This is a genomic window from Alkaliphilus metalliredigens QYMF (genome assembly GCF_000016985.1).
Taxonomy (GTDB): Bacteria; Bacillota; Clostridia; order Peptostreptococcales; family Natronincolaceae; genus Alkaliphilus_A; species Alkaliphilus_A metalliredigens.
The window spans coordinates 4,479,846-4,500,041 of record NC_009633.1 but is presented as its reverse complement, the minus strand read 5'-3'; the positions used below and the strand labels follow the sequence as shown (position 1 = coordinate 4,500,041).

At 37.8% G+C, this 20,196-nt stretch carries 32 protein-coding genes; all 32 read left to right on the top strand.

Annotated elements, in window-relative coordinates:
* The first annotated feature begins 10 nt into the window (after positions 1-10).
* The 32 genes from AMET_RS21865 (at position 11) to AMET_RS21720 (ending at position 20,188) form a co-directional block, all read left to right on the top strand.
* The gene (locus AMET_RS21865) at positions 11-784 is read left to right on the top strand and encodes an N-acetylmuramoyl-L-alanine amidase family protein (RefSeq protein ID WP_083760799.1); all 774 of its coding nucleotides are present in this window, start codon (positions 11-13) and stop codon (positions 782-784) included.
* A 53-nt stretch (positions 785-837) separates the two neighbouring features.
* The gene (locus AMET_RS21860) at positions 838-1,152 is read left to right on the top strand and encodes a Mor transcription activator family protein (protein ID WP_011971545.1); all 315 of its coding nucleotides are present in this window, start codon (positions 838-840) and stop codon (positions 1,150-1,152) included.
* Positions 1,153-1,262: 110 nt separating this feature from the next.
* Entirely contained in the window at positions 1,263-1,802 is a 540-nt protein-coding gene (locus AMET_RS21855; RefSeq protein WP_011971546.1) for a hypothetical protein, read from the top strand.
* 1 nt (position 1,803) lies between these two features.
* Positions 1,804-2,097, top strand: coding sequence for a hypothetical protein (locus AMET_RS21850; RefSeq protein ID WP_011971547.1), 294 nt, complete (start codon positions 1,804-1,806; stop codon positions 2,095-2,097).
* Position 2,098: 1 nt separating this feature from the next.
* On the top strand, positions 2,099-2,392 hold the full coding sequence (locus tag AMET_RS21845; RefSeq protein ID WP_011971548.1) for a hypothetical protein: 294 nt from the start codon (positions 2,099-2,101) through the stop codon (positions 2,390-2,392).
* Positions 2,392-2,811 carry a phage protein Gp27 family protein gene (locus AMET_RS21840; protein WP_012065363.1) on the top strand — a complete coding sequence of 140 codons (420 nt, stop codon included), beginning with the start codon at positions 2,392-2,394 and terminating at the stop codon, positions 2,809-2,811. The genes AMET_RS21845 and AMET_RS21840 overlap by 1 nt, the downstream gene beginning before the upstream one ends.
* The gene (locus AMET_RS26055) at positions 2,786-2,959 is read left to right on the top strand and encodes a hypothetical protein (RefSeq protein ID WP_012065362.1); all 174 of its coding nucleotides are present in this window, start codon (positions 2,786-2,788) and stop codon (positions 2,957-2,959) included. Before AMET_RS21840 ends, AMET_RS26055 begins: the two co-directional genes overlap by 26 nt.
* Positions 2,922-3,461 (top strand): antiterminator LoaP, encoded by a 540-nt coding sequence (loaP, locus tag AMET_RS21835; protein WP_330368775.1) that lies wholly within the window; start codon positions 2,922-2,924, stop codon positions 3,459-3,461. Before AMET_RS26055 ends, loaP begins: the two co-directional genes overlap by 38 nt.
* Positions 3,462-3,717: 256 nt before the next feature.
* Positions 3,718-5,175 (top strand): phage terminase large subunit, encoded by a 1,458-nt coding sequence (gene terL, locus AMET_RS21830; protein WP_011971551.1) that lies wholly within the window; start codon positions 3,718-3,720, stop codon positions 5,173-5,175.
* 17 nt (positions 5,176-5,192) lie between these two features.
* The gene (locus AMET_RS21825; RefSeq protein WP_012065361.1) at positions 5,193-6,542 is read left to right on the top strand and encodes a DUF1073 domain-containing protein; all 1,350 of its coding nucleotides are present in this window, start codon (positions 5,193-5,195) and stop codon (positions 6,540-6,542) included.
* Complete coding sequence (locus AMET_RS21820; RefSeq protein ID WP_011971553.1) at positions 6,535-7,317, top strand: phage head morphogenesis protein; 783 nt, start codon at positions 6,535-6,537, stop codon at positions 7,315-7,317. The genes AMET_RS21825 and AMET_RS21820 overlap by 8 nt, the downstream gene beginning before the upstream one ends.
* Positions 7,318-7,330: 13 nt before the next feature.
* A complete protein-coding gene (locus AMET_RS21815) occupies positions 7,331-8,434 on the top strand; it encodes a DUF2213 domain-containing protein (protein WP_011971554.1) in 1,104 nt (367 codons plus the stop codon).
* Positions 8,435-8,449: 15 nt separating this feature from the next.
* Entirely contained in the window at positions 8,450-8,950 is a 501-nt protein-coding gene (locus AMET_RS24610) for a structural cement protein Gp24 (protein WP_011971555.1), read from the top strand.
* A gap of 22 nt (positions 8,951-8,972) precedes the next feature.
* Positions 8,973-9,887, top strand: a complete 915-nt coding sequence (locus AMET_RS21805; protein WP_011971556.1) for a DUF2184 domain-containing protein — start codon at positions 8,973-8,975, stop codon at positions 9,885-9,887.
* Between the two features lie 15 nt (positions 9,888-9,902).
* Positions 9,903-10,235 (top strand): hypothetical protein, encoded by a 333-nt coding sequence (locus AMET_RS21800; RefSeq protein WP_011971557.1) that lies wholly within the window; start codon positions 9,903-9,905, stop codon positions 10,233-10,235.
* A gap of 2 nt (positions 10,236-10,237) precedes the next feature.
* Positions 10,238-10,570 carry a DUF4054 domain-containing protein gene (locus AMET_RS21795; protein ID WP_011971558.1) on the top strand — a complete coding sequence of 111 codons (333 nt, stop codon included), beginning with the start codon at positions 10,238-10,240 and terminating at the stop codon, positions 10,568-10,570.
* 12 nt (positions 10,571-10,582) lie between these two features.
* A complete protein-coding gene (locus AMET_RS21790) occupies positions 10,583-11,185 on the top strand; it encodes a hypothetical protein (RefSeq protein ID WP_011971559.1) in 603 nt (200 codons plus the stop codon).
* On the top strand, positions 11,182-11,544 hold the full coding sequence (locus AMET_RS21785; RefSeq protein ID WP_011971560.1) for a hypothetical protein: 363 nt from the start codon (positions 11,182-11,184) through the stop codon (positions 11,542-11,544). The genes AMET_RS21790 and AMET_RS21785 overlap by 4 nt, the downstream gene beginning before the upstream one ends.
* Entirely contained in the window at positions 11,541-12,047 is a 507-nt protein-coding gene (locus AMET_RS21780; RefSeq protein ID WP_011971561.1) for a phage neck terminator protein, read from the top strand. The genes AMET_RS21785 and AMET_RS21780 overlap by 4 nt, the downstream gene beginning before the upstream one ends.
* An 11-nt stretch (positions 12,048-12,058) precedes the next feature.
* Positions 12,059-13,063, top strand: a complete 1,005-nt coding sequence (locus AMET_RS21775; RefSeq protein ID WP_011971562.1) for a DUF3383 family protein — start codon at positions 12,059-12,061, stop codon at positions 13,061-13,063.
* Between the two features lie 11 nt (positions 13,064-13,074).
* A complete protein-coding gene (locus AMET_RS21770) occupies positions 13,075-13,479 on the top strand; it encodes a phage structural protein (RefSeq protein WP_011971563.1) in 405 nt (134 codons plus the stop codon).
* A 55-nt stretch (positions 13,480-13,534) separates the two neighbouring features.
* Positions 13,535-13,789, top strand: a complete 255-nt coding sequence (locus AMET_RS21765; RefSeq protein ID WP_011971564.1) for a hypothetical protein — start codon at positions 13,535-13,537, stop codon at positions 13,787-13,789.
* Between the two features lie 60 nt (positions 13,790-13,849).
* The gene (locus tag AMET_RS21760; protein ID WP_011971565.1) at positions 13,850-14,173 is read left to right on the top strand and encodes a hypothetical protein; all 324 of its coding nucleotides are present in this window, start codon (positions 13,850-13,852) and stop codon (positions 14,171-14,173) included.
* Positions 14,157-14,285, top strand: coding sequence for a hypothetical protein (locus AMET_RS26990; RefSeq protein ID WP_278184226.1), 129 nt, complete (start codon positions 14,157-14,159; stop codon positions 14,283-14,285). Before AMET_RS21760 ends, AMET_RS26990 begins: the two co-directional genes overlap by 17 nt.
* Positions 14,282-16,039 (top strand): phage tail tape measure protein, encoded by a 1,758-nt coding sequence (locus AMET_RS21755; protein ID WP_011971566.1) that lies wholly within the window; start codon positions 14,282-14,284, stop codon positions 16,037-16,039. The genes AMET_RS26990 and AMET_RS21755 overlap by 4 nt, the downstream gene beginning before the upstream one ends.
* Positions 16,040-16,051: 12 nt before the next feature.
* Complete coding sequence (locus tag AMET_RS21750) at positions 16,052-16,642, top strand: phage baseplate protein (protein WP_011971567.1); 591 nt, start codon at positions 16,052-16,054, stop codon at positions 16,640-16,642.
* Positions 16,639-16,968 carry a phage baseplate plug family protein gene (locus AMET_RS21745; protein ID WP_011971568.1) on the top strand — a complete coding sequence of 110 codons (330 nt, stop codon included), beginning with the start codon at positions 16,639-16,641 and terminating at the stop codon, positions 16,966-16,968. The genes AMET_RS21750 and AMET_RS21745 overlap by 4 nt, the downstream gene beginning before the upstream one ends.
* Positions 16,955-17,731 (top strand): phage protein, encoded by a 777-nt coding sequence (locus tag AMET_RS21740; protein WP_011971569.1) that lies wholly within the window; start codon positions 16,955-16,957, stop codon positions 17,729-17,731. The genes AMET_RS21745 and AMET_RS21740 overlap by 14 nt, the downstream gene beginning before the upstream one ends.
* On the top strand, positions 17,728-18,024 hold the full coding sequence (locus AMET_RS21735) for a hypothetical protein (RefSeq protein WP_011971570.1): 297 nt from the start codon (positions 17,728-17,730) through the stop codon (positions 18,022-18,024). The genes AMET_RS21740 and AMET_RS21735 overlap by 4 nt, the downstream gene beginning before the upstream one ends.
* A complete protein-coding gene (locus AMET_RS21730; RefSeq protein WP_157047130.1) occupies positions 18,021-18,386 on the top strand; it encodes a DUF2634 domain-containing protein in 366 nt (121 codons plus the stop codon). Before AMET_RS21735 ends, AMET_RS21730 begins: the two co-directional genes overlap by 4 nt.
* The gene (locus AMET_RS21725) at positions 18,379-19,566 is read left to right on the top strand and encodes a baseplate J/gp47 family protein (RefSeq protein ID WP_011971572.1); all 1,188 of its coding nucleotides are present in this window, start codon (positions 18,379-18,381) and stop codon (positions 19,564-19,566) included. Before AMET_RS21730 ends, AMET_RS21725 begins: the two co-directional genes overlap by 8 nt.
* On the top strand, positions 19,559-20,188 hold the full coding sequence (locus AMET_RS21720; protein WP_011971573.1) for a hypothetical protein: 630 nt from the start codon (positions 19,559-19,561) through the stop codon (positions 20,186-20,188). The genes AMET_RS21725 and AMET_RS21720 overlap by 8 nt, the downstream gene beginning before the upstream one ends.
* Positions 20,189-20,196 lie beyond the last annotated feature (8 nt).

Here is a 20,196-nt window from a genome sequence, read left to right as displayed (position 1 = left end):
TAACAAGTACATAGCATTAGATGCAGGGCATGGCGTAGACACATACCCACCGAATAAGGGCGTCCCTGGACTGCCAGAGTTTGCTTTCAATAGCGCAGTAGTAGGGATGGCGAAGGAATTAGCAGAACACAACGGCTTTAAAGTTGTATTAGTACAACCATTGAACGGGAAAGAGGTTCCCCTCTCACACCGAGTCGAAACGGCGAACGCTGAAAAAGTAGATTTATATCTATCCACTCACGCGGATGCAAGCGGTAACGCTGGAGTTAGAGGACATTGGTCCTTTTACTGGGGCACATCTGCAAACTCTAAAAAATTCGCTGAGATATGGAAAAAAAATGCAAAAGAGCTTCTAGAGAATCCATCGAGAGGCATAATAGGTAGTCAATTAAATCACTGGACAAATTTCTATGTTTTACGAGCGACAAATATGCCAGCAAACTTGTCTGAAAATGGGTTCATGACAAACCCACTTGACAAAGAATTACTCCTTTCAAGTGCCTTCCGAAAGAATGCAGCACGGGCACAAATCAAAACGGCATGTGAGTTCTTTGGGCTACCTTTCAAAGATTTACACCAGGAGAAAAAAGAAGAACAAACTCTTGAAGATAGGCATGAAGTTATTACTGAGTCCCTGAATGTTAGAAATGATGTAATGGGAACAATCATAGGTAAATTTAAAGCAGGGTATAAGGTTGACAAGTTGTTTGATTTTGATGGTACCTGGTGGGTAGTGAGACGTGGAGAGTTGATTGGATTTGTTAATTCCAACTTCCTCAAATAAAAAAATGTGTTGATATTTTAAGCCAACTTAATTATGATAAAGGTGGTGAGGTCATGGAAAATTGGTTAGAAAAGATTACGATAGATGATTTGGATGAACCTTATTATACGATAGCAACCAAAATAGGATTCGAAGCTACATTAGAGTTAGCTAAGATGGTTCAAGGAAGTCAAATATATTTCCCTACGATTGTGAAGTCCTGTGACCCCAAGAGAAAAGAGCTCATAAAAGAAGAATTTAATGGATATAATTATCGTGAGTTAGCTGCAAAGTACGGCTTTACTGAGAGATGGGTAAGGGAAATATGTTCGGAGTTGGTTAAAAAAGAAAGAAACAAACCGCATCACAGTCAACTGTCACTGTTCTGAATTCTTTGTTGAAGCCTTCAAAAGTAAATACTAGAAAATAAATGTAAAATCGTAGTGTGATAAAAAATCATACTACGATTTTTTTATATTCAAAAAAAGGAGGGCGAATAATGAGCGCAATTCAAACAGCACTAAGGGAAATTCTTGTCAGCGTGGCAATTGGACTAATCGGGTTAGCAGGGGCATATGTAACATATTTTCTTAACAAAGCATCAAAGAAAATGCAGCTAGAAACAGAAAAGATTCAAGAGGAAAGTAAAAGAGAAGTATTACAGATGGCACTATGGCGTCTGGAAGATGTGGCAGAGAAAACCGTAACCAAAATTGAGGAAAAAACTGCAAAAGTACTTAGAGCAGCAGTAAAGTCTGGAAAGAAAGATAAGACTGAGCTTAGCGATTTAGCAATGCAAGCCTACAGTGAAATTCTGACGACTTTAGAACCAGAGTACAAACAAGCAATTGAAGCAAGTTTAGGAGATGCACAAACCTATATCATGAACACAATTGAGGAAAAGGTAAAGAAAGTTAAAGCTACTAAAACTAATACGATTTTTCCTGAGGTGAAACTTAAAGCAAATGACATTGAGAACATAACAGCTAAAATACAAAAAGCTTTGAGTAATACTGAACGGCTGGGAACGAGGACATAGTATGGAACTTAATCTAAGCTGGGTCATACAAACTATAATAATGCTAGGACTAGGTACAATTGCATATTTCCTCAAAGAATTCAAAAAGAGCATTGATAAAAACATAAGTGAAACTAACTGGAAGACGAACAAAAACCAAGAAGATATTAAGGAATTGAAAGAAGAATTCAATGAACACAAAGTAAGAATTGCCAAGGAATATGTACATAAAGATGATTTCATCAGGGCTATGTCTAACGTTGACAAGAAACTAGACAAAATACACGACGTGTTAGTTGTCAAAAGGAGTGTATGACGTGGAAGCACAAGTAATGAAAAATAAAATGTTAAGAGGTCAAGTTCTTAGGACACTAGCTCTTTTCTACCCCGATTCCGTCAGTGTGAATGGCATACGAAGCGCTCTCATTTCGAGAGGTGTTACATTTTCAGCAGACATGACAAAGATTCTACACTATTTAGAGGATAAGGAGTACATCACTGTTACGGCTATAAAGCTCTCTGAAATTAAAGATGATGATCAGGTGGAGTTGACGGCCAAGGGAGTTGATTTGATTGAAGAGACCATCGATGATCCTGGAGTTGAGCTGTAATGACTAAAGAAAGACAAAGAAACAGAATCAAGTCAAGGGTAGATGAATTACCAGAAGAGATAAGACAGTTATTAGACGATAGACTAGCTGATGTTAACTTTACTTATCATGAAATTGCGGATGAAATAACTGAATTAGGATATGAAATATCAAAATCCAGTGTTGGAAGATATGCATTGCGTCAAAATGCAGTTGTGCAAAGAATGAAGGAAGTAGCTGAACAAACAAGGATTATTGTAGATGCAGCTAAAAAGAACAACAATTTTGATGCCATTGGAGCAACAACTTCAATGTTGACTATTGGCCTAGCACAAAAGATTGCTACAGCTCAAGAAGAAATAGAAAACATGCCAATTGAAAAAGCAGCAAGAATTGTTGTCGCATTAGAACGAAGTGCAGTGTATAAAGAGAAAGTTTAAGCTACAGTACAGCAAAGGCATCAAAGATGCCATCACCGCTATCAAGATGGAACTACGGATAGAATTGGAGAATGATCCAGAGCTACTGATGAAACTATCTGAGAAAGTAGATTCCATATCCAAAAAGATGGAGGCGAAGAACAATTAAAAAATGGTATGTAGTGCATGTAAAAAGCAATGAAGAAATGAAAGCAAAGAAGCTTGTGGAGAAAGAAATCGAAGATATCAAAGTGATCGTTCCACAAAGAATAATTCCTGAAAAAAGGCAAGGAGAGACCAGGCATGTTAAAAAGATATTGTTTACAGGCTATCTTTTTTTAAACGTAGAACTAGATGTAGATACATATTACAAATTGAAAAGGATACCAAGTATCCATAGGTTTTTAGGCCTTGAAAAGCCTGAGGCCATCCCCTTAGAAGAAATGCAAAGAGTATTGAGATTGTGCAATCAAGGAGAGCTCATAGGGTTATCCAAGGTAATTGTAAAAGAAGGGAATAAAGTACAGGTTGTGTCAGGACCTCTACTGGGCATGGAAGGGCATATCATTAAGGTTGATAAAAGAAAAGGCAGGGCTAAGGTTTGCTTATCTGTACTAGGTGATGCAAAGACTGTGGATTTAGGCATAGAGATCATAAAGGTATCGGAATAAAACGAGTACATGTTGCGGCTGTGCTTGAGCATTTCGAGAACATAGGACGGCTCAAAATTGGTAACAAGCTTATCTATAAAGGCTGGTTATCAAATGGCGAAGCATGTCCTTTTTAAATTTCAGCAAAAAATGCCTTAAAATCGATTCTAAGGAACTTAGCAGATTAAACAGACCTATCGTACCTCGTGAGGGGAGTAACTTTAAAATAACGCGAAGTAACGGGGAAGTAACGCGATATATAACGGGAGACTAGAATATGAATATCATTCACGAGTTGGTCCAAGGAAAACAGAATAGTGAAAGATCTAAAATTATAGCTGTAGGGCGACGTGATTTTAGAGAGTATTGCAACCGAATGAATCCTGAATTTTTTAGAGAGTCTAGGACGTTTCAGGATAAGGTATGCAAAACCATACAAGCTATTTATGAAAAAAAGCTCATAAATCCTAAGACCAACAAACCTTATAGCATACTTGTAATTAACCTCCCTCCTGGACACGGGAAAAGTTACACTGCTGGAATGTTTTCTACTTGGGCATTTGGAGACAGTGTCAGTAATCAGATTATATCGGTTTCGTATAATCAAACCCTCTCAATTAGATTTGCCAAGATGGTTAGAGAGCATATACAGGACCAAGAAATCGAAGGTGATGACAACTATTATGTAGTTAATAGTTTCTTTCCATCTGTGAAAATCAAAGACGGTGATGGAGCTATGAACCTTTGGAGTTTAGAAGGAGCATATATGAGTTACCTGGCTACATCCTTTGATGGATCAATTACCGGTATGCGTGGAAACATCGGAATCATTGATGATCCTATAAAAAATAAGTCGGAAGCTGTTAATGAAAGGGTCAAAGAAGCGCACTGGGATTGGTATAAAAACACATTCTTATCCAGGATGGTAGAAGGTGCCATACAAATCATCATCCAAACTAGATGGGCTACAGATGACTTAGCAGGAAGGGTGATAGCAAACTTCCCTGAAAAGACATATGTACTAGAGATGCCTGTACTAAATGAAAAAGATGAACCTTTATGTGATGAGATACTATCCTATGATGCCATCATGGACAAAAAAGGCGGTATCGATGAAGACATCTTTGAAGCAAATTATCTACAAAGGCCTATTGATAAAAAAGGCAGCTTGTACAAAGAGTTCAAAACCTATGATGTTGTGGATGACGAAGCATTTGAAGACATTATTGCGTATATTGATACCGCCGATGAAGGGCGCGACTATCTTTGTATGCCTATCGGTGGCGTAATTGGAAGACTTGGTTATGTGAAAGATATTTATTATACCGATGAAGCAATGGAAGTAACGGAGGAAGAAGTGGCAAGAAGACTTCATATTTATGGCGTTAAAAACGCCATATTTGAGTCCAATAATGGTGGCCGTGGCTTCGCCAGAAAAGTTGAAGATATTCTCAGGAAAAAGTATAAAAACAAGAAATGTAACATCAAATGGTTCTTTCAGAGCAAGAACAAGAAAACTCGAATACTGGTCAATAGTTCTAATGTTATAGAGCAAGTTATCATGCCAGAAGATTGGGCTAAAAAGTACAATGAGTACTATTTAGCTATGGCCAAGTATCAAAGAAAAGGCAAAAACGAGCATGATGATGGTCCAGACGCGATAACTGGATTTGTAGAAGTGATCAATGGCGAAGTCAAGGTAAAGGCAAATAGCATAGCTGATGGATACCGTTAAAAGTGGGAGGTGATTACTTGGGAAAAAGACAAGAGACAAAACAAAAGAAAAGTAATAGCGTAAGCAGCGGATACAAAAAAGACTTTTTCGAGTCATCAACCAGTAGTAAGGGAACAGCCAAAGGCCCACTGAGCAGACAAAAGGGCATTACAAGGCACAGAATGAGTCAGTGGATGATATCCGACATCTATGCTGTAAACGGTATATTTCAAAATATAGTGAACATCCCAGCCGAGGATGCAACTAGAGAATGGATTTCTATTGCTGGCGTGGAAGATGCACTGGCACAACAGATCATGAATAAACTCTCCAACCTAGGTGCGCAATACAACTTCCAAGAGGCTCTAAAATTTGAAAGACTTAGGGGTGATGGTCTTATATCTATAGGTGCAAAGCAAACAGGGTTATTCAAGATTTCTGATCCAATAGAGATATCAAAGCTAACTGATATTGACTATATCCACGCTTTTAGTGGAGTCAAGTTAATAGACTATATAGAAAATGAAGATGTGTTCTCACCTGAATATGGAAGTACAGAACTTTTTGAAATTCAAGGAGCTGGAGATACAAAGCTAGTTCACAATGATAGAATTATTCATTTTGCAACAAGAAAAATTGAAGATGAAAAACGTGGCATACCTTTGATTGAAATTCTCTATGATTTGCTATTGATATTTGACAATGCAACATGGTCAACAGGTCAATTGATGTACTCGATGGTGCATAAAAGATTGAAAACCGATGGCGTAGATATGTCAGACAAGGAACTGAGACAGAACATACAAAATGAATTAGACTTTGAATTCAATACGTTAAGTCTTGCTGTGATAGGTAAAGAAGATGACCTAGATTATATATCCCCCTCGGTAAGCTTACCCCTGAAAGATATGTACGATTTTCTCTGGGAAATGTTATCTGCTGTGAGTCGAATGCCAAAATCACACATCATGGGTCAACCCCAAGGAACTGTGACAGGTGGGCAGTTTGATAGTCTGAATTACTATATGAGAATAGCAGGAATGCAAGAAGCACATGTAAGAGAGCCTTTGGAATACTTAATAGACCTATCACTTTTAGCGAGTAAAAGTGGAGTTGGGACAAAGTCGATTGAACCCGATAACGTGAAGTACAAAATGAAATTCAATCCCCTGTGGAAGTTAGACGCTGAGACTGATGCAAAGATTAGAAAGATGAATGCTGAGATAGATAACATTTATCTTACTCATAATGTTAGATCACCGGACGAAACCAGGAAAGAGCGCTTTAACGAAACCTCAATGATTGAAAAACTAGATATGAGTGAGGAAGAGCTACTTAAAATTGCAAGAGAAGTAAAAAAAGCAAAAGAGGCGATGGACCATGGCTAAAACACCTAAGTCTAGATTCCCTTCTGGTGCTGCATGGGATTATTTCAAGGAAGTCAGAGGGTTATTAATTAGTAGTCATGCTAATGTTATAGAGACCTTCGAAAAGAAGATATCTCATAATATAAGAAATGATGGTCTTAATGAACGTAATGATAACGCTATTCTGAAAATCAACCTGCTATTAGATACCTTGAGAACAGAAACACTAGAATACTATTTTGATGAAAATAAAATAGTAAAAATTGCAGATGCATTTACGAAGTCCGTTGGAAACAACATTGTTCAGCAATTTGCAAATCAATTTAGGTCAGTTTTAGGGGTAGATCCAATTGGTAGAGATAGTAAACTTTTAGATATTATCACAGCAGCCAACAAAGAAAATATTGCCTATATAAAATCTATACCTGAAAACTATCATAATAACGTTGAAACAGTCATACTTCAAGGTGTCCGTAGGGGTAGGTCGAACAAACAAATTGCCGATGGGCTCCAGGAGGCATATAAAACAAGCAGGACTAAAGCCAAGTTCATCGCACGAGATCAAACAGGTAGTCTAGTTGCAGATATTAATAAAGCAAAGTATGAGCAAAGTGGACTGAAAGGCTTTATTTGGAGTGATGTAGGTGATGGGAATGTAAGAGATAAGCACAAAATATTTAATGGTAAAAGGTTTTTGTGGTCAGAAGGAGCTGGTACAGAAGGCCTGCTTCCAGGTGAAGATTATGGATGCAGATGCACAGCTGAAGTAGATCCCGATGAATTACTTAATATATAAGGGGGGTGAAAAATTGTTAAAGCAAAGATATGACAGAGTTGAAGTCAATATGATGCAAGAAGATGGGAGAGGATTTTTAAACTATAGTCTTGCAGCAGTGAAGCCAGGAGTATACCCCTATATGGATTATGAATCTGGTCAAGTGATTTATGAACTTAAACATCCAGACGATTTGATTAAAGTAGTTGAACAACTAAACAACCTACCTATTACAGATGGACATCCTTATGAGTTGATATCTGCACATAATTCAAAAGAATTAGTTGCTGGTTGGACACATGAAAAGGCAGAGATGCAAGATGTGACTATGGTAAATAAAGCAACTGTGTTTGATGCTAAACTAATCGCCGATATTGTCACAGGTTTGAAAAAAGAATGTTCGCTAGGATTTGAGTGTAGAGTCATCGATGAAAGCGGCGTGTATGAAGGTCAAAAGTATGACAGAAGACAAACAGATTTTAAATTCAATCACTTGGCCATGGTCAAGAAAGGTCGTTGTGGTCCTGAGTGTTCAGCTAGAACTGATGAAAAAGAGAGCTTTGCAGTTCAGATCAGAACTGATGAAATTGAAAATTATAAAGAAAAGGAAGGGATGAAGGAAATGAAAATTAGACTTGACGGAGTGGAGTACGAAGTACCGGAAGTGGTAGCAACAAGAGTAACTGCATTGGAAACAAAGAGTGATGAGTTGACTAAGCAAGTAGGACAACTCGAAGGCAAGCTAGATGGAAAAGAGGACGAAATTAAGAAGCTTCAAGAGAAGAAAGATGAACTAGAAAAAAATCAATTATCAGAAATAAAGTTGGATCAAGCAATTGAAGCCAGATTGAAAGTAGTACAAGATGCGGCCATTATTTTAGATCCAGATTACGACTTTAAGGGCAAGAAGCCTAGAGAAATTAAAGTAGATTGCATCAAGGTTCTAGGCGATGAAAGCTTCACCGGAGAAGGGAAAAGTGAAGAGTACATTGATGCGCGATTTGATACAATTGTTGATTTTTACAAAAATACAGAACACTCTAGCACAGGCGCCAACAACTTAAAAATTAAGAATGATGCAGGTGCAGGGGATCTAGTAACAAGCATGAAAAGCAAAAGACTTCAAATGAAAAAATAGTGAGGAGGAAAAATAATGACTGTACAAAAATATCAACCAGCTGCTACAGGAGCAGGAAGAATCGCAGAAGCTAGTATGTCAGCAACAGCAAGAAGTATGGCAGCAGAAGGAAGTCCAATTAAGTATGGCAAAGCTGTTAAATTAGGAACAGATAAAGAGATTCAGGTGAAAGCCTGGGATGGTGCAGCGTCTACAGATATATTTGCAGGGATTGCTCTAAATAGCGTTACAGGTGATTTGGACAACGATCAATATTTACAAGGTAACCCTGTTTCTGTACTAAAAAAAGGTACTGTATGGGTTAAAGTATCTGCTGATTCTGCTGGTGTAACAGCTGGACAAAAGGCTGCTGTTTTAGAAGATGGAGATTTTACTGCTGCTCCCCTTAGTGTAGATACAAATGGTGTATATGGTGTCGAACTTGAAGGTAGTGAATACCTTACTAGTGCAGCTGCTGGTGAGTTAGTAATGTTAGCTATCAACCTACCAAGTACTACAAAAGTAGTCCAATTATAGAGAGAAGAATGGAGGAGAAAAGATGCGAGGAATGCATGTAAGACAAGATGGAATGTTGCTTAACCAAGATTTAGAAAGTATCGATAAAGTCGCTTATGAAGCAAAGGAAGAAGAATTAACGGCCAGAACCGTGGTTGGTTTAAAAACTGATGACCATGAAGGTGCTGAGACAATCAGTTATGACAAAATGACTAGAAGAGGGGCTGCAAAGATATTTGCCTATGGTGCATCGGATGATATTCCATTAGTGGATGCTGACGTTGAGCGACACACACAGAAAGTATATGGAGTAGTTGTAGGCTTCACGATTGGTATTCAAGAGAAAAGAGCTGCACAAATGGCAAATAGGACTATCGACATTACAAAGGCAATAGCGGCAAGAAGAGCTGTTGCAGAGAAGGAAAACCGCTTTTTCTATGTTGGATCAGAAGCGCATCAAGCTGAAGGACTATTGAACTTCACTGGCATCCAAACGATGCCTGTAGCCCTAAACGCTGGGGAAACATCTACAAAATGGAAAGATAAAACCAGTGAAGAGATTATTGAAGATATTCGTTTAGCTAGAAAGAAAGTTAATGCGCTTCCAGGACTAACAGTGGACACCTTATTATTGCCACCTAATCAGTATGAGGACTTAGATAAACCGGTGAACGCTGAAAACTACAACATGACAATTCGCAAATGGTTACAAGAACAAAAGTGGTTTACTAATATCATTAGAGTTGCAGACCTAGAAGGTGCAGGCGATTCTTCCACAGATTGTCTTGCTGTTTTCGATAGCAGCAAGGATGTCGTAGAAATGGCATTACCTCTTGATATCACAAGACACCCAGAAGTAATGTTAGCAAATATGTCATCTCAGATTAACCTTGAAGAGCGTACTGGTGGAGCTATTGTAAGATTCCCAATGGGGATTTGCAGAGCTGACGGAATATAAGGAGGGGGAACATTAATGGAAATTACAGTAATTAATAATAGTAAATTCATCAAGCATGTTGGAGAAGTGACATTAAATATTGGCGCCAACGAAGTAGAAAAAAAGGATTGGGATAAAGAGAGTAAACATCCTATCGTGAAAGATTGGCTAAAAGATAAAGTGGTTGAAGTGAAAGAAGGACTTATCGAAGACATTTCCGAGATCACTCCAGCTGGCAAGGCGATTGAGATTGTACAAACAACATTTTCGCAAGAAAAATTGCAAAAATGGTCTGAGCAAGAGGAAAGAAAGACTGTTTTAGAGGCTATTCAAAAACAGTTAAAAGAAGCCATCAAGAGTGGTGAGTAACAATGGAAACAACTGTAGAAAGGGTACGGGCAATAGCCTCTCATTTGGGAGGCTTGCCTGATTCTACTATTGAGATCTACATCGAAGATGCAAAGTTAGAAATGAACAGCATGGAATTCAAGGCATCCTTCAAAGAAAAAATCATGAGATATCTAACGGCGCATTATGCCACATTAGACAATCCAAAAATAAAATCAGAGAAGGTGGATGGCCTTGGGGCAATTGCTTTCTCTGATTCAACTTCTGGAAAAGAAGGTTTGAAATCTACTGAATATGGACAAGAGGTGCTAAGATTACTGAAAAAAAGCAATTTAAGCATGCTCGTTACTTCATAGGAGGGTATGTCATTGATAGTAAAAGATGAAAGTCGAGTACCTGAGCTATTAAGAGAATTAGATTATTTAGATTCACATGCTTTAAAAGCAGGAATTATGGGAGAAGAAGATTCTGAGCTGATAATGATTGCTGCAACCCATGAATTTGGAGCAACTATAAAGCCTAAAAATTCAAAGTATCTAGCTATACCTCTTCCTGCTGCTGGGGATACAAGACCAGCAGATCACGATGATCTATTTGTGCCCAGAGGAACAAAAATATTAGCTAAACCTAAAGGCCAGGGAGAAAAAGATTTTATCCCTATGTTTGTATTACTCAAGAGCGTTATGATTCCTGAAAGAAGTTATATACGCTCAACCTTCGATGAAAACAAGAACAAAATTAATGAAATGGGTCAAGATTTATTGATTAATGTTCTAGAGGGGAAACTCACAGGGGAACAGCTCTATAATAGACTGGGATTATATCTACAGACGTTAATTCAAAGAAAAATAAAAGAAACTAAAAGCCCAGCTAATAGTGCGTTAACAGTTGCCAACAAAGGGACAGATAATCCATTAATCCAAACTGGAAGGCTTCGAAATGCAGTCACTTATGAAGTGGTAAGCTTATGATGGATTTTACTAGAATAATTCAAAGATGGGAAAAACAAATTTCAGTTCAACAAAAGACAGGTCAATATATACGTGGCAAATGGACTGAAGGCATAAGCGAAGTAAGACATTTTAGAGGTACATTTTTACCTATGTCTGATAGGGAAATACGTTATAGCGAGGGTGGCAGTTATACTACACAGGATAAGAAGCTTTATGTAAAAGAAAAGCTGAAAGACATGCAAGGCAACGAGTTGTTACTTAAGAAAGGCGATATAATCATAGATTATGACGGTGAATATGAAATCGACAGAGAATTAGAGGCACCCGAGGTCGTGAATTATAAAAAGTATATGACTAAAAAGAAGGTGGTCAAATGAATGAGGAGACATTAGGAGATATTTTGGAGGAGTTAAAAGCATTCACAAATGTTACTAAAGCAATATTTGCGGATCAAAAAGGAGAAAAACCACAGTATCCATACATTACATTCAAAATCATCGCTGAGCCTGATGATCCTAGCGTGGGAATTTACAACTATGAAACAGTAGAAAGTGAAAATCCAAACTTTGATTCTGACATTGAAGTTCAGAAAATAGAAACTTCTGAGCCAAGCTTCTCTATAAATGTATTTGCTAAGACGGCGGAAGAAGCTAAAAGCGTTGCAATGAAAACTAAAGATTTTTTTAAGTTCCATGGGTGTGAATGGCTCAAACGAAAAAATATAGTCACAGTAAGCACATCTACTATAGAAAATAGAGATGCACTGATGATTATAGATTATGAAAGACGATATGGATTTGATGTAATTTTGAGATACACAAGAGAGTTAAAAAAGAAGATCGAAACAATTGAAACATATTCATTCAGTCGGATTGAATAGGAGGTAAGTAGATGAAGAAAGACTTTGTAGTTAATATAAGCAAGTTGACAGCTGCAATCAAACAAAGAGGCTTTGGATTAATTCTTGTTCTAGACACCTCGAAGGATCATCCATACACCCTGTATAATGACATACAAGGTGTGGCGGATGACTATGCTGTTACAGATGATGCCTACAAGATTGCAAGTAGGATATTTGGACAAAACCCAGCGCCTCAGCAAGTAGCTATATTTGGCAAAGAGTATGACAGTGAAATAGGTGAACCAGCTGATTTAGTCACAGCATTAAACGAGCTGGTAAATGTTAATAATGATTGGTTTGCATTAACCTGTACGGAGAATGCAAATGCCGAAGTTATTGCATTGAGTGGATGGATCGACACTCAAGAAAAAATGTATTTTACTACGACTCAGGACCTTAGTTTACCAGCACAAATCGAGTCTGAGCAAACAACAGTAATGTTCCATCACAGCCCTGAAGCTTATGTTGCAGAAGGTTTGGCAGCTTATATGCTTGTTAGAATGATAGGTGGAGTTACTGCAAAATTTAGAAGTATTTCAGGCGTATTGGCATCAGAAATAACGGCCACTGAATTAGCTCAATTGCACGATGACAACGGATTCTCCTACATTAGAAAAATGGGAGTGCTACAGACTACCGAAGGAAAAACAACATCAGGTGAGTACATTGATGTAGTCCTGGGCGCATTCTTCTTGCAATTTAAAATGGAAGAAGAAAGTGCTTTACTTGCTGTTAACACAGAAAAGATTGCTTATGATAATGTTGGCATTGCTTCATTGGTATCTGTAGCTGAAAAGGTATTAAAACTTGGAGTAACACAGGGTATCATTTTACGGGATGATGATGATAATGGAGTTTTTCAAATCAATTACGTTAAACGTGAAGACACTCCTACAAATGATATCGCAAATCGAGTTTATAATGGTGTATCTTGGAGTGCAGACCTTGCAGGGGCTATCCATGAGGGAACTATTAGCGGTGTATTAAAGTACTAGGAGGGATATAGATGGTAACAACTTATGATATGAATGGTGTTAATGTAATTGTTGGCGGTAGGTTCATCACGGGTTTTGCAGATGGTACTGCAATAACATCAGAGGCAAATGAAGATAAATTTTCTGTCCAAGTTGGGGTGAAGGGAGAAGTAACCTTCTCTGAAACAAACGATCCTACGGGTGCGATTGGAATTATTTTAAAGCAAACATCTCCATCAGTGCCATATCTCGATGGCTTGGCAAACAGAAAAGGTGAAAATGCTATTGTATCAGCTCAAATTGTAGACTTAACTGCAAATGGAGTGAATGCAGGTGGGAACCGATGTAGAGTGACAAGGACAAGCAAGAAAGAATTTTCTAATTCAGAGTCAAAACGAGAATATAGGATTTACGTAGCGGATTATTCTGCAAGATAGTGGTAAAATTCCCCTGACTTGTATATAATATAGGCAAAAGGTTAGGGGGGGTATTATGTTTAGGATAGTAAGTGCTTTTATTAGTTTTCCATGGATCGGATATTTACTTGGAGAAACAACAGGGGCTTTTATAGGATTGATACTAGCGGTTCTATATATTCCAATTGAAAAATTTCAGGGTAAGCCTAAAGAAAAAAAAGAAGTAAGTGCAGAAAAAGTAAAACTAACTGGATTTCCTAAATTCGCAAGAATACTTTTGATTGTTTCGTTCACATTTACTACATTAGTAATGTTACTGATTTATTTGTAAAAGTAATAAGAAAGCATCTGAGAAGGTGCTTTTTTAATATCCAAAAATAGGAGGGAAATTATGAAAAATAAAATTACAGTCGAGGGCGTTGAGTATATATTTCAAAAAGTTACACCAAGGGAATGGCTTAAAATTAGGGAAAGGTCAAAAAATAAATACGGAAATTCATCTCAAGAGCTCCTTTACACCGAAGTATTTGAACATGTAATTATAAGTCCTAAAGTGGGAATAGATGATTTCGAAGAAATTGAAACGTTAGAAGAGGTCATAACAGCAGCCATAAACTTTCAATGCAAGCGACAAAGAAAAGAAGAACAAAAACTATCACGACATGGCCAGAAAGAATTGGCTAATATGGAGACTGGTGATGGAGGGCAAGATTAGCTATACGGAAGCTTGTAGTATGAGTGAGGATGACTTAGAAGAAGCTAATGCAGCCCTCGACATATACATTGACCTTATTATAGAGCAACGTAATGAAGGGGGGAAGAAATGAGTCTCAGGAGTTTAATTTTTGATGTTGCATTCAACGGGAATGCGAGCGCTGTTGTACAGATGGATGATGCTACCAATGAGTTAAGAGAAACTGCCATGGGAGCAACCGAAAACATCGAAGGCATGGATTCAGCAACTGATGAACTAGGAAGAACTACAATGGGTGCAGGGAAGGTAATAGAAGAGAATTGGAAGAAGATTACTTTGGCAGCAGGAGCTACAGGATTAGCTATTGAAAAAATGGCCAGACAACAAGCTGAATTGACTACTGCTACTAGAGGATTAGCTGTCACAACAGATATGACAGAAAAGGAAATAAGAACAATGGTTGGTTCACTAACTGATCATACTTTTGCAACTGAGGATGCTCTAGCTGGAATGGACAGGCTTCAACAGTCTGGTTATAACACGCAAAGCCAATTCGAAAGTTTATTGCCTGTGTTTGATACATTTGCAGACGCGACGGGAAAGGATATGGTTTCTGGTATAGACTTCTTTGATCGTACGCTGTCAGCTTTGGATATACCACTGACTGAAGCAGAAGAACATCTTGATACAATGACTTGGCTTATTACTCAAACTACCGTAGGGATGGGCGAGATGGGACAATTAATGAGAAGGGAAGCTCCGACGTTAAGAGCCATGGGATTAAATGTAGATGAAATAGCAATTGCTATGGCAGGATTAGAGGCAGAAGGCATCAGGGGTCCTAGAGCGGTATCTGGATTTCAAAATGCTTTAAAAGATGCCGAAGGCGATATAGAGAGGTTTTGGAAAGAACTAGGCGTGTCACAAGAAGTATTAGAGAATCAAAGTGAAAGACTGTTAGAGGCTGAGGGATTGACGCAAGCTTTAGCAGACGCCAATAACTCTGGTGATACAGCTATGCAAAAATTAACCAGTGCAGCAGAACAATTGGCCTATCAATACGGACCATTGATTGAGCTATCAAGTAGTTTGGTACCCTTATTGCTAGCAGCGGGACCAGCAGCAAAAATAGCTAGTGCAGCATTTGCGGTTTTAGCGACTCCGGTAGGAGCTGTAGGCGGCGCAGTAGCAGTTTTGGGCGTTGGTGTATGGCAACTATGGAGGAACTGGGATGCAGTTACTGAAAGGTCTGGCGATGCCATGGATTGGTTATTAGATAAATCGGATAATGTAGTGAATGGTACAATTGATAAATTTGCTGAACTTGGAAGTAGAGCGAGCGCCTATGTAAATGATATGGCAAGCGACATCATAGATTCTATAATGAGCTATCCACCATTACAAGCTGTAAATGAGGTATGGGATGAGACCCTAGCATATTTGAATGGGATTGATCTTCGTGAAGTAGGATCTGACATTGTACAGGGCTTAATCAATGGTATAACAAGTATGGGTTCGGATGCAGCACAAGCAGCCAGGGATGTAGCGAGTGGTATAGGCAATTCAGTAAAGAGCTTCTTCGGTATTAATTCAGACTCAAAGCTCATGATCGAATATGGAGGGAATATAGTAGGGGGATTAGAAACAGGAATCGATTCCTCTATTCCAAACACAACAAAGTCTATGGAACGCATGACAGACAGAGCATTGAGTGGAGCAGTAACAAACAACTCTAAAATGACATTTAGCCCTAATGTCAAGATAGAAGTGGGAAATGGTACAAATGCTAGGCAAGCAGCAAATGAATTAGAAAGAGAATTTAATTCTCTTATGGATAGATATGCTAAGAAATTAAGCCTGAGGAATCCTGCATTAACAGAGGCATAGCGAGGTGAAAAGATGGCTAGAGTAAAGCTTGGCGAAGTAGAATTTTCAACGGTAGGAAATGAAAGTCCTGAATTCAGTAATGAAATCACAGATAGACCTGTAGAGGATATTGGCACTGTATCTGATCATATCAATAATAAGCCTACAATTCTGGCCATAGATGGGTATGTTACTGGAATACATGCAGGACAAAAAATAAGCGTATTGAGAAGATATTTTAAGACCAAAGAATTATTAAAGTATGTAGGTAGAAATATTTTTGACAACATGTCTATTGAAATATTTAGAACGGATCACAATAATAGGGTCGCTAATGGGTTTAGCTTTACCATGCTATTAAAGGAGATAAAGGTTGCAAAGAGTCAAACGATACAGATACCATTAGCTGATCCTGTAAGTCCTAAACCTCCTGCTGTAGCAGTTGCAGCGGTCAAAACACAGACTAAAGAAGTAACTAACAAAGGGACACAGTCGGTCAGAGGACAATCCGCGGACACACAAAGATACCAAGCTCTGTATGATAAATATGAAGCAGAAAAAAGAAGTGTCGAAGCAGCGGCAAAAATACAAGCTAGCTTTGATAGGGGGTTTAGGTCATTATGATAGATTACATTTCAATAGAAAAAAACTTAATCCCTTATCAATTTGATATCCAGCTAGGTGGGATTACCTTCACGTCAGAAATTAATTACAATGGAGAGTATGATTATTTTACTATCGACCTTTATAAAGGAGAAGAAGTTGTTTTATTGGGAGAAAAGATAGTATATGGAAAACCTTTGTTTACAACATTTCTGCATCTACCCATACCGCCTGTACTGATAGTGCCTCTTGATTTAGCAGATGAAGAGACTAGGGTGACTTACGAGAACCTTAACGTAAAAGTATTTCTATACATTATAGGAGATGAACCTGATGCTATTCAATAGAAAAGTTGAATTGATAATAGGAAATAAATCATATTTGAGCGATAACATTGATATTGATTTCAGTGTGCCATTTGACAGTGATCCAGAACCAAATATATGTGATGTGTCAATATACAATTTGAGTATGGATAGCATTAATAGAATCGGAAAGAGTACTGAAGTAATACTGAATGCAGGGTATGGAGAGGATATAGGGGCTATATTAGTAGGAACAGTTGCTGATTATGAGCAGAGAAATATTGGTACTGACTTAGAATTCAAAATGATGATTGCACCAGGCATTGATAGGTGGATGAGTAAAACTTTTAGCAAGTCCTACAAAGAGGGAATGAAAGCATCCACAATATTAAGGGATGCTTTAAGTAGTTTTGGTCTTGAAATTGGTGAACTGAGACTTGCAAATGATATTACTTACAGTAAAGGCAAGGTAGTAAGTGGAATGCTAAAGAACACAATTAAAAATATTGCCACTGAAGCTGGGAGTAAGCTTTACATTAAAAATAACATTGCATTCGTTAGGCCTCCCAATGCTGGGACTGCCACAGGCTTCTTGCTAAGTAGCAAGACTGGTATGGTTGGTTCTCCTGAGCCTATCATTATCGATGATAAAAAAGGATACAAAGTGAATATGCTATTGAATAATAAAATGAATACAGATAGTTTGGTCCAGATTGAATCTAGAATTGTGACAGGCAACTTTAGAGTAGTGAAAGGCCAGCATCTTGGGGATTTTATTACAGAGGTGGAGGTGTTGCCGATATGATAGATAAAGTGATACAAGATATTTTAGAAGAAAGATTAGCAGACCTACACACTTTTATGTTATGCCGAGTGGTATCTATTACACCGCAATTAACGATAAGACCTATTCCAAAGCGCAAATATAAAAATGGGAGAACGGAAGCTTACCCTATTATTATAAATCCCCTGAAGTTGAAGAATATACCACTAGAGAAGGATGATGTTGTGGCTGTGGCCTTTAGCGAAAGAGCTTTAGACGGAGTCGGAAGTAGGAAACACGATTTAACTGATGCAGTGATACTAGGGGTGATATGATGAAAACCTTTAAAATAGTTGATGACGATATTGTTTTTGATGGACAGAACAACATTGTAATGGTAGAAGGCAAAGATGAAGAAATTCAAAGTATAAATAGGGTTTTCACAACCAGGCTTAATGAATTTTTTTTAGAACCAGAGCATGGCTTTGACTATTCTGTTTTGCAGACAAAGCAAGTGGATGAAGAACAAATAAGGTTAGCGGTTATTGAAGCAGCTAATCAAGACCCAAGAGTCCAGGAGGTAGAAGAGTTAAACATTATAGTTGAAAGAAAAAGCAGAAAGGTCACGATTGACTTTAAAGTTAAAATGCAATCAGGGGAACTCTTAGAAGGTCAGGAGGTGTTAGATATTGCCTAGTTTTGGATTAGGGGCTAAAGGATTTAAAAGAAAGAAATACAATGACATAATTGAAAGCATGAACACTAGAGCAAGAAACCTGTTCGGTGAAGATGTAAATGTTAGTCCCAGAAGTCCATTGGGGCTATTTTTTCGAGTAATTTCATGGAGTGTAGCTATATTATGGCAACTTGCTGAGAAGGTTTACTTTAGTGGTTATGTGGATACAGCAGAAGGGAATCAACTTGATTATGTAGGAAAGTATATTGGCATTGAGAGGAGATTGGCCCAACTGTCGGAAGGTGAACTTACGATTACCGGTGACGCAAGTACTATTGTGCCCCAGGGCTTTGTTGTGGAAACTAATGATGGTATACAGTTTCAAACTATAGAGGAAGCAACAATCGATGGAGCTGGTGAAGTAACAGTGCCTATACAAGCAATTGTAGCAGGTATAGAAAGCAATGTACCAGCTAATACGATTACAGAGATTACAAACCCTACAGAAGGCATCGATGAAGTAACTAATACTGCTCCTACAACAAATGGTAGAAACCCAGAATTAGATCAAGAGTTTAAGGAAAGATATGCTATATCTGTTAGTCGTGGTGGTGCCAGTACATTAGATAGTATTAGAGCTAGTTTACTTGAATTAGATGGAGTCAGAGCATCTCTAGTGGTAGAGAACAACACAATGATTACTGATGCTGATGATAGACCTCCTAAGAGTATAGAGTGCTATGTTTTGGGTGGTAATAGTGAAGATGTAGGTAAATCTATATTAGATACTAAAGCAGCTGGTATAGAAAGCTTTGGTGAAGAAACAGTAACCGTAAATGATGATTCAGGAAATCCACATGATATTAAATTTACTTATGCGGATGTAGTAGATATTTACAGTAACATTAGCATTACTAAAAATGATAAATATCCCACCAATGGGGACGATCTTGTTAGAACTGAATTGATAAAATTCATCGGCGGACTTGATGAAGATTCTAATGTTTACACAGGCTTGGGTATGGGTCAAGATGTTGTCTATACTAGGCTAATTAAAGTTATCTATCGTATAGATGGCATTGATGATGTAGACCTGGAAATAGGGGTAGATGGTATAAACTATAGTGTCAATAATATTGTCATAGCACAGGCAGAAGTAGCTGAAATTGATTACACCAAGGTGGTGGTTACTAGTGCTTAATTTGTTGCAAAGATTAACTGATAACTATAGAAAAGACTCTAGTATCAATATAGGGAAACTTTTAAATGTAGTAGTCGGAGAACTTGAAGAAGTAAAGGATAGTTTAGAAACTACTGAAAAATATCGAGATATAGATCAAGCCATAGGTGCTACTTTAGATAAAATTGGCGTGAACGTGCAACAGTTTAGAGGTGTAGCTCCTGATGAAGTTTATCGAATACTTCTAAAATCAAAGATAGCAAGAAACTTATCTAAAGGTGATATCAACACTATAATAAGAGTCTTAGCTATTACCTTAAACACTGAGCAGAAAAATATCTATATACAAGAGTTGTATCGCACTTTAGATAATGAACCTGCCGCTATATTTGTTAGTGTTCCTGCTGCATTATTAAATTCGGTTGGATTTAGTGTTAATCAGTTTGGACGATTGGTTAATAGAATTGTAGCGGCAGGAGTAAGGGCAAATGTATTATTTACAGGTACTTTTGCCTTTTCTAGCCTTGAAAACGAAAGTGAGTTTGATATTGATGTAGGATTTGCAGATACAGATCAAACATCGGGAGGTATGCTGGGAGAATATTATGATCCTGTAGATGATACAAACTTACCATTAGATTAGGAGGGATA

Bases quoted from the DNA above. Each gene is read 5' to 3' on its own strand.
- AMET_RS21860 (WP_011971545.1), top strand. From the start codon at position 838: ATGGAAAATTGGTTAGAAAAGATTACGATAGATGATTTGGATGAACCT.
- AMET_RS21855 (WP_011971546.1), top strand. From the start codon at position 1,263: ATGAGCGCAATTCAAACAGCACTAAGGGAAATTCTTGTCAGCGTGGCA.
- AMET_RS21850 (WP_011971547.1), top strand. From the start codon at position 1,804: ATGGAACTTAATCTAAGCTGGGTCATACAAACTATAATAATGCTAGGA.
- AMET_RS21840 (WP_012065363.1), top strand. From the start codon at position 2,392: ATGACTAAAGAAAGACAAAGAAACAGAATCAAGTCAAGGGTAGATGAA.
- terL (WP_011971551.1), top strand. From the start codon at position 3,718: ATGAATATCATTCACGAGTTGGTCCAAGGAAAACAGAATAGTGAAAGA.
- AMET_RS21820 (WP_011971553.1), top strand. From the start codon at position 6,535: ATGGCTAAAACACCTAAGTCTAGATTCCCTTCTGGTGCTGCATGGGAT.
- AMET_RS24610 (WP_011971555.1), top strand. From the start codon at position 8,450: ATGACTGTACAAAAATATCAACCAGCTGCTACAGGAGCAGGAAGAATC.
- AMET_RS21805 (WP_011971556.1), top strand. From the start codon at position 8,973: ATGCGAGGAATGCATGTAAGACAAGATGGAATGTTGCTTAACCAAGAT.
- AMET_RS21800 (WP_011971557.1), top strand. From the start codon at position 9,903: ATGGAAATTACAGTAATTAATAATAGTAAATTCATCAAGCATGTTGGA.
- AMET_RS21795 (WP_011971558.1), top strand. From the start codon at position 10,238: ATGGAAACAACTGTAGAAAGGGTACGGGCAATAGCCTCTCATTTGGGA.
- AMET_RS21785 (WP_011971560.1), top strand. From the start codon at position 11,182: ATGATGGATTTTACTAGAATAATTCAAAGATGGGAAAAACAAATTTCA.
- AMET_RS21780 (WP_011971561.1), top strand. From the start codon at position 11,541: ATGAATGAGGAGACATTAGGAGATATTTTGGAGGAGTTAAAAGCATTC.
- AMET_RS21775 (WP_011971562.1), top strand. From the start codon at position 12,059: ATGAAGAAAGACTTTGTAGTTAATATAAGCAAGTTGACAGCTGCAATC.
- AMET_RS21770 (WP_011971563.1), top strand. From the start codon at position 13,075: ATGGTAACAACTTATGATATGAATGGTGTTAATGTAATTGTTGGCGGT.
- AMET_RS21765 (WP_011971564.1), top strand. From the start codon at position 13,535: ATGTTTAGGATAGTAAGTGCTTTTATTAGTTTTCCATGGATCGGATAT.
- AMET_RS21760 (WP_011971565.1), top strand. From the start codon at position 13,850: ATGAAAAATAAAATTACAGTCGAGGGCGTTGAGTATATATTTCAAAAA.
- AMET_RS26990 (WP_278184226.1), top strand. From the start codon at position 14,157: ATGGAGGGCAAGATTAGCTATACGGAAGCTTGTAGTATGAGTGAGGAT.
- AMET_RS21755 (WP_011971566.1), top strand. From the start codon at position 14,282: ATGAGTCTCAGGAGTTTAATTTTTGATGTTGCATTCAACGGGAATGCG.
- AMET_RS21750 (WP_011971567.1), top strand. From the start codon at position 16,052: ATGGCTAGAGTAAAGCTTGGCGAAGTAGAATTTTCAACGGTAGGAAAT.
- AMET_RS21745 (WP_011971568.1), top strand. From the start codon at position 16,639: ATGATAGATTACATTTCAATAGAAAAAAACTTAATCCCTTATCAATTT.
- AMET_RS21740 (WP_011971569.1), top strand. From the start codon at position 16,955: ATGCTATTCAATAGAAAAGTTGAATTGATAATAGGAAATAAATCATAT.
- AMET_RS21735 (WP_011971570.1), top strand. From the start codon at position 17,728: ATGATAGATAAAGTGATACAAGATATTTTAGAAGAAAGATTAGCAGAC.
- AMET_RS21730 (WP_157047130.1), top strand. From the start codon at position 18,021: ATGATGAAAACCTTTAAAATAGTTGATGACGATATTGTTTTTGATGGA.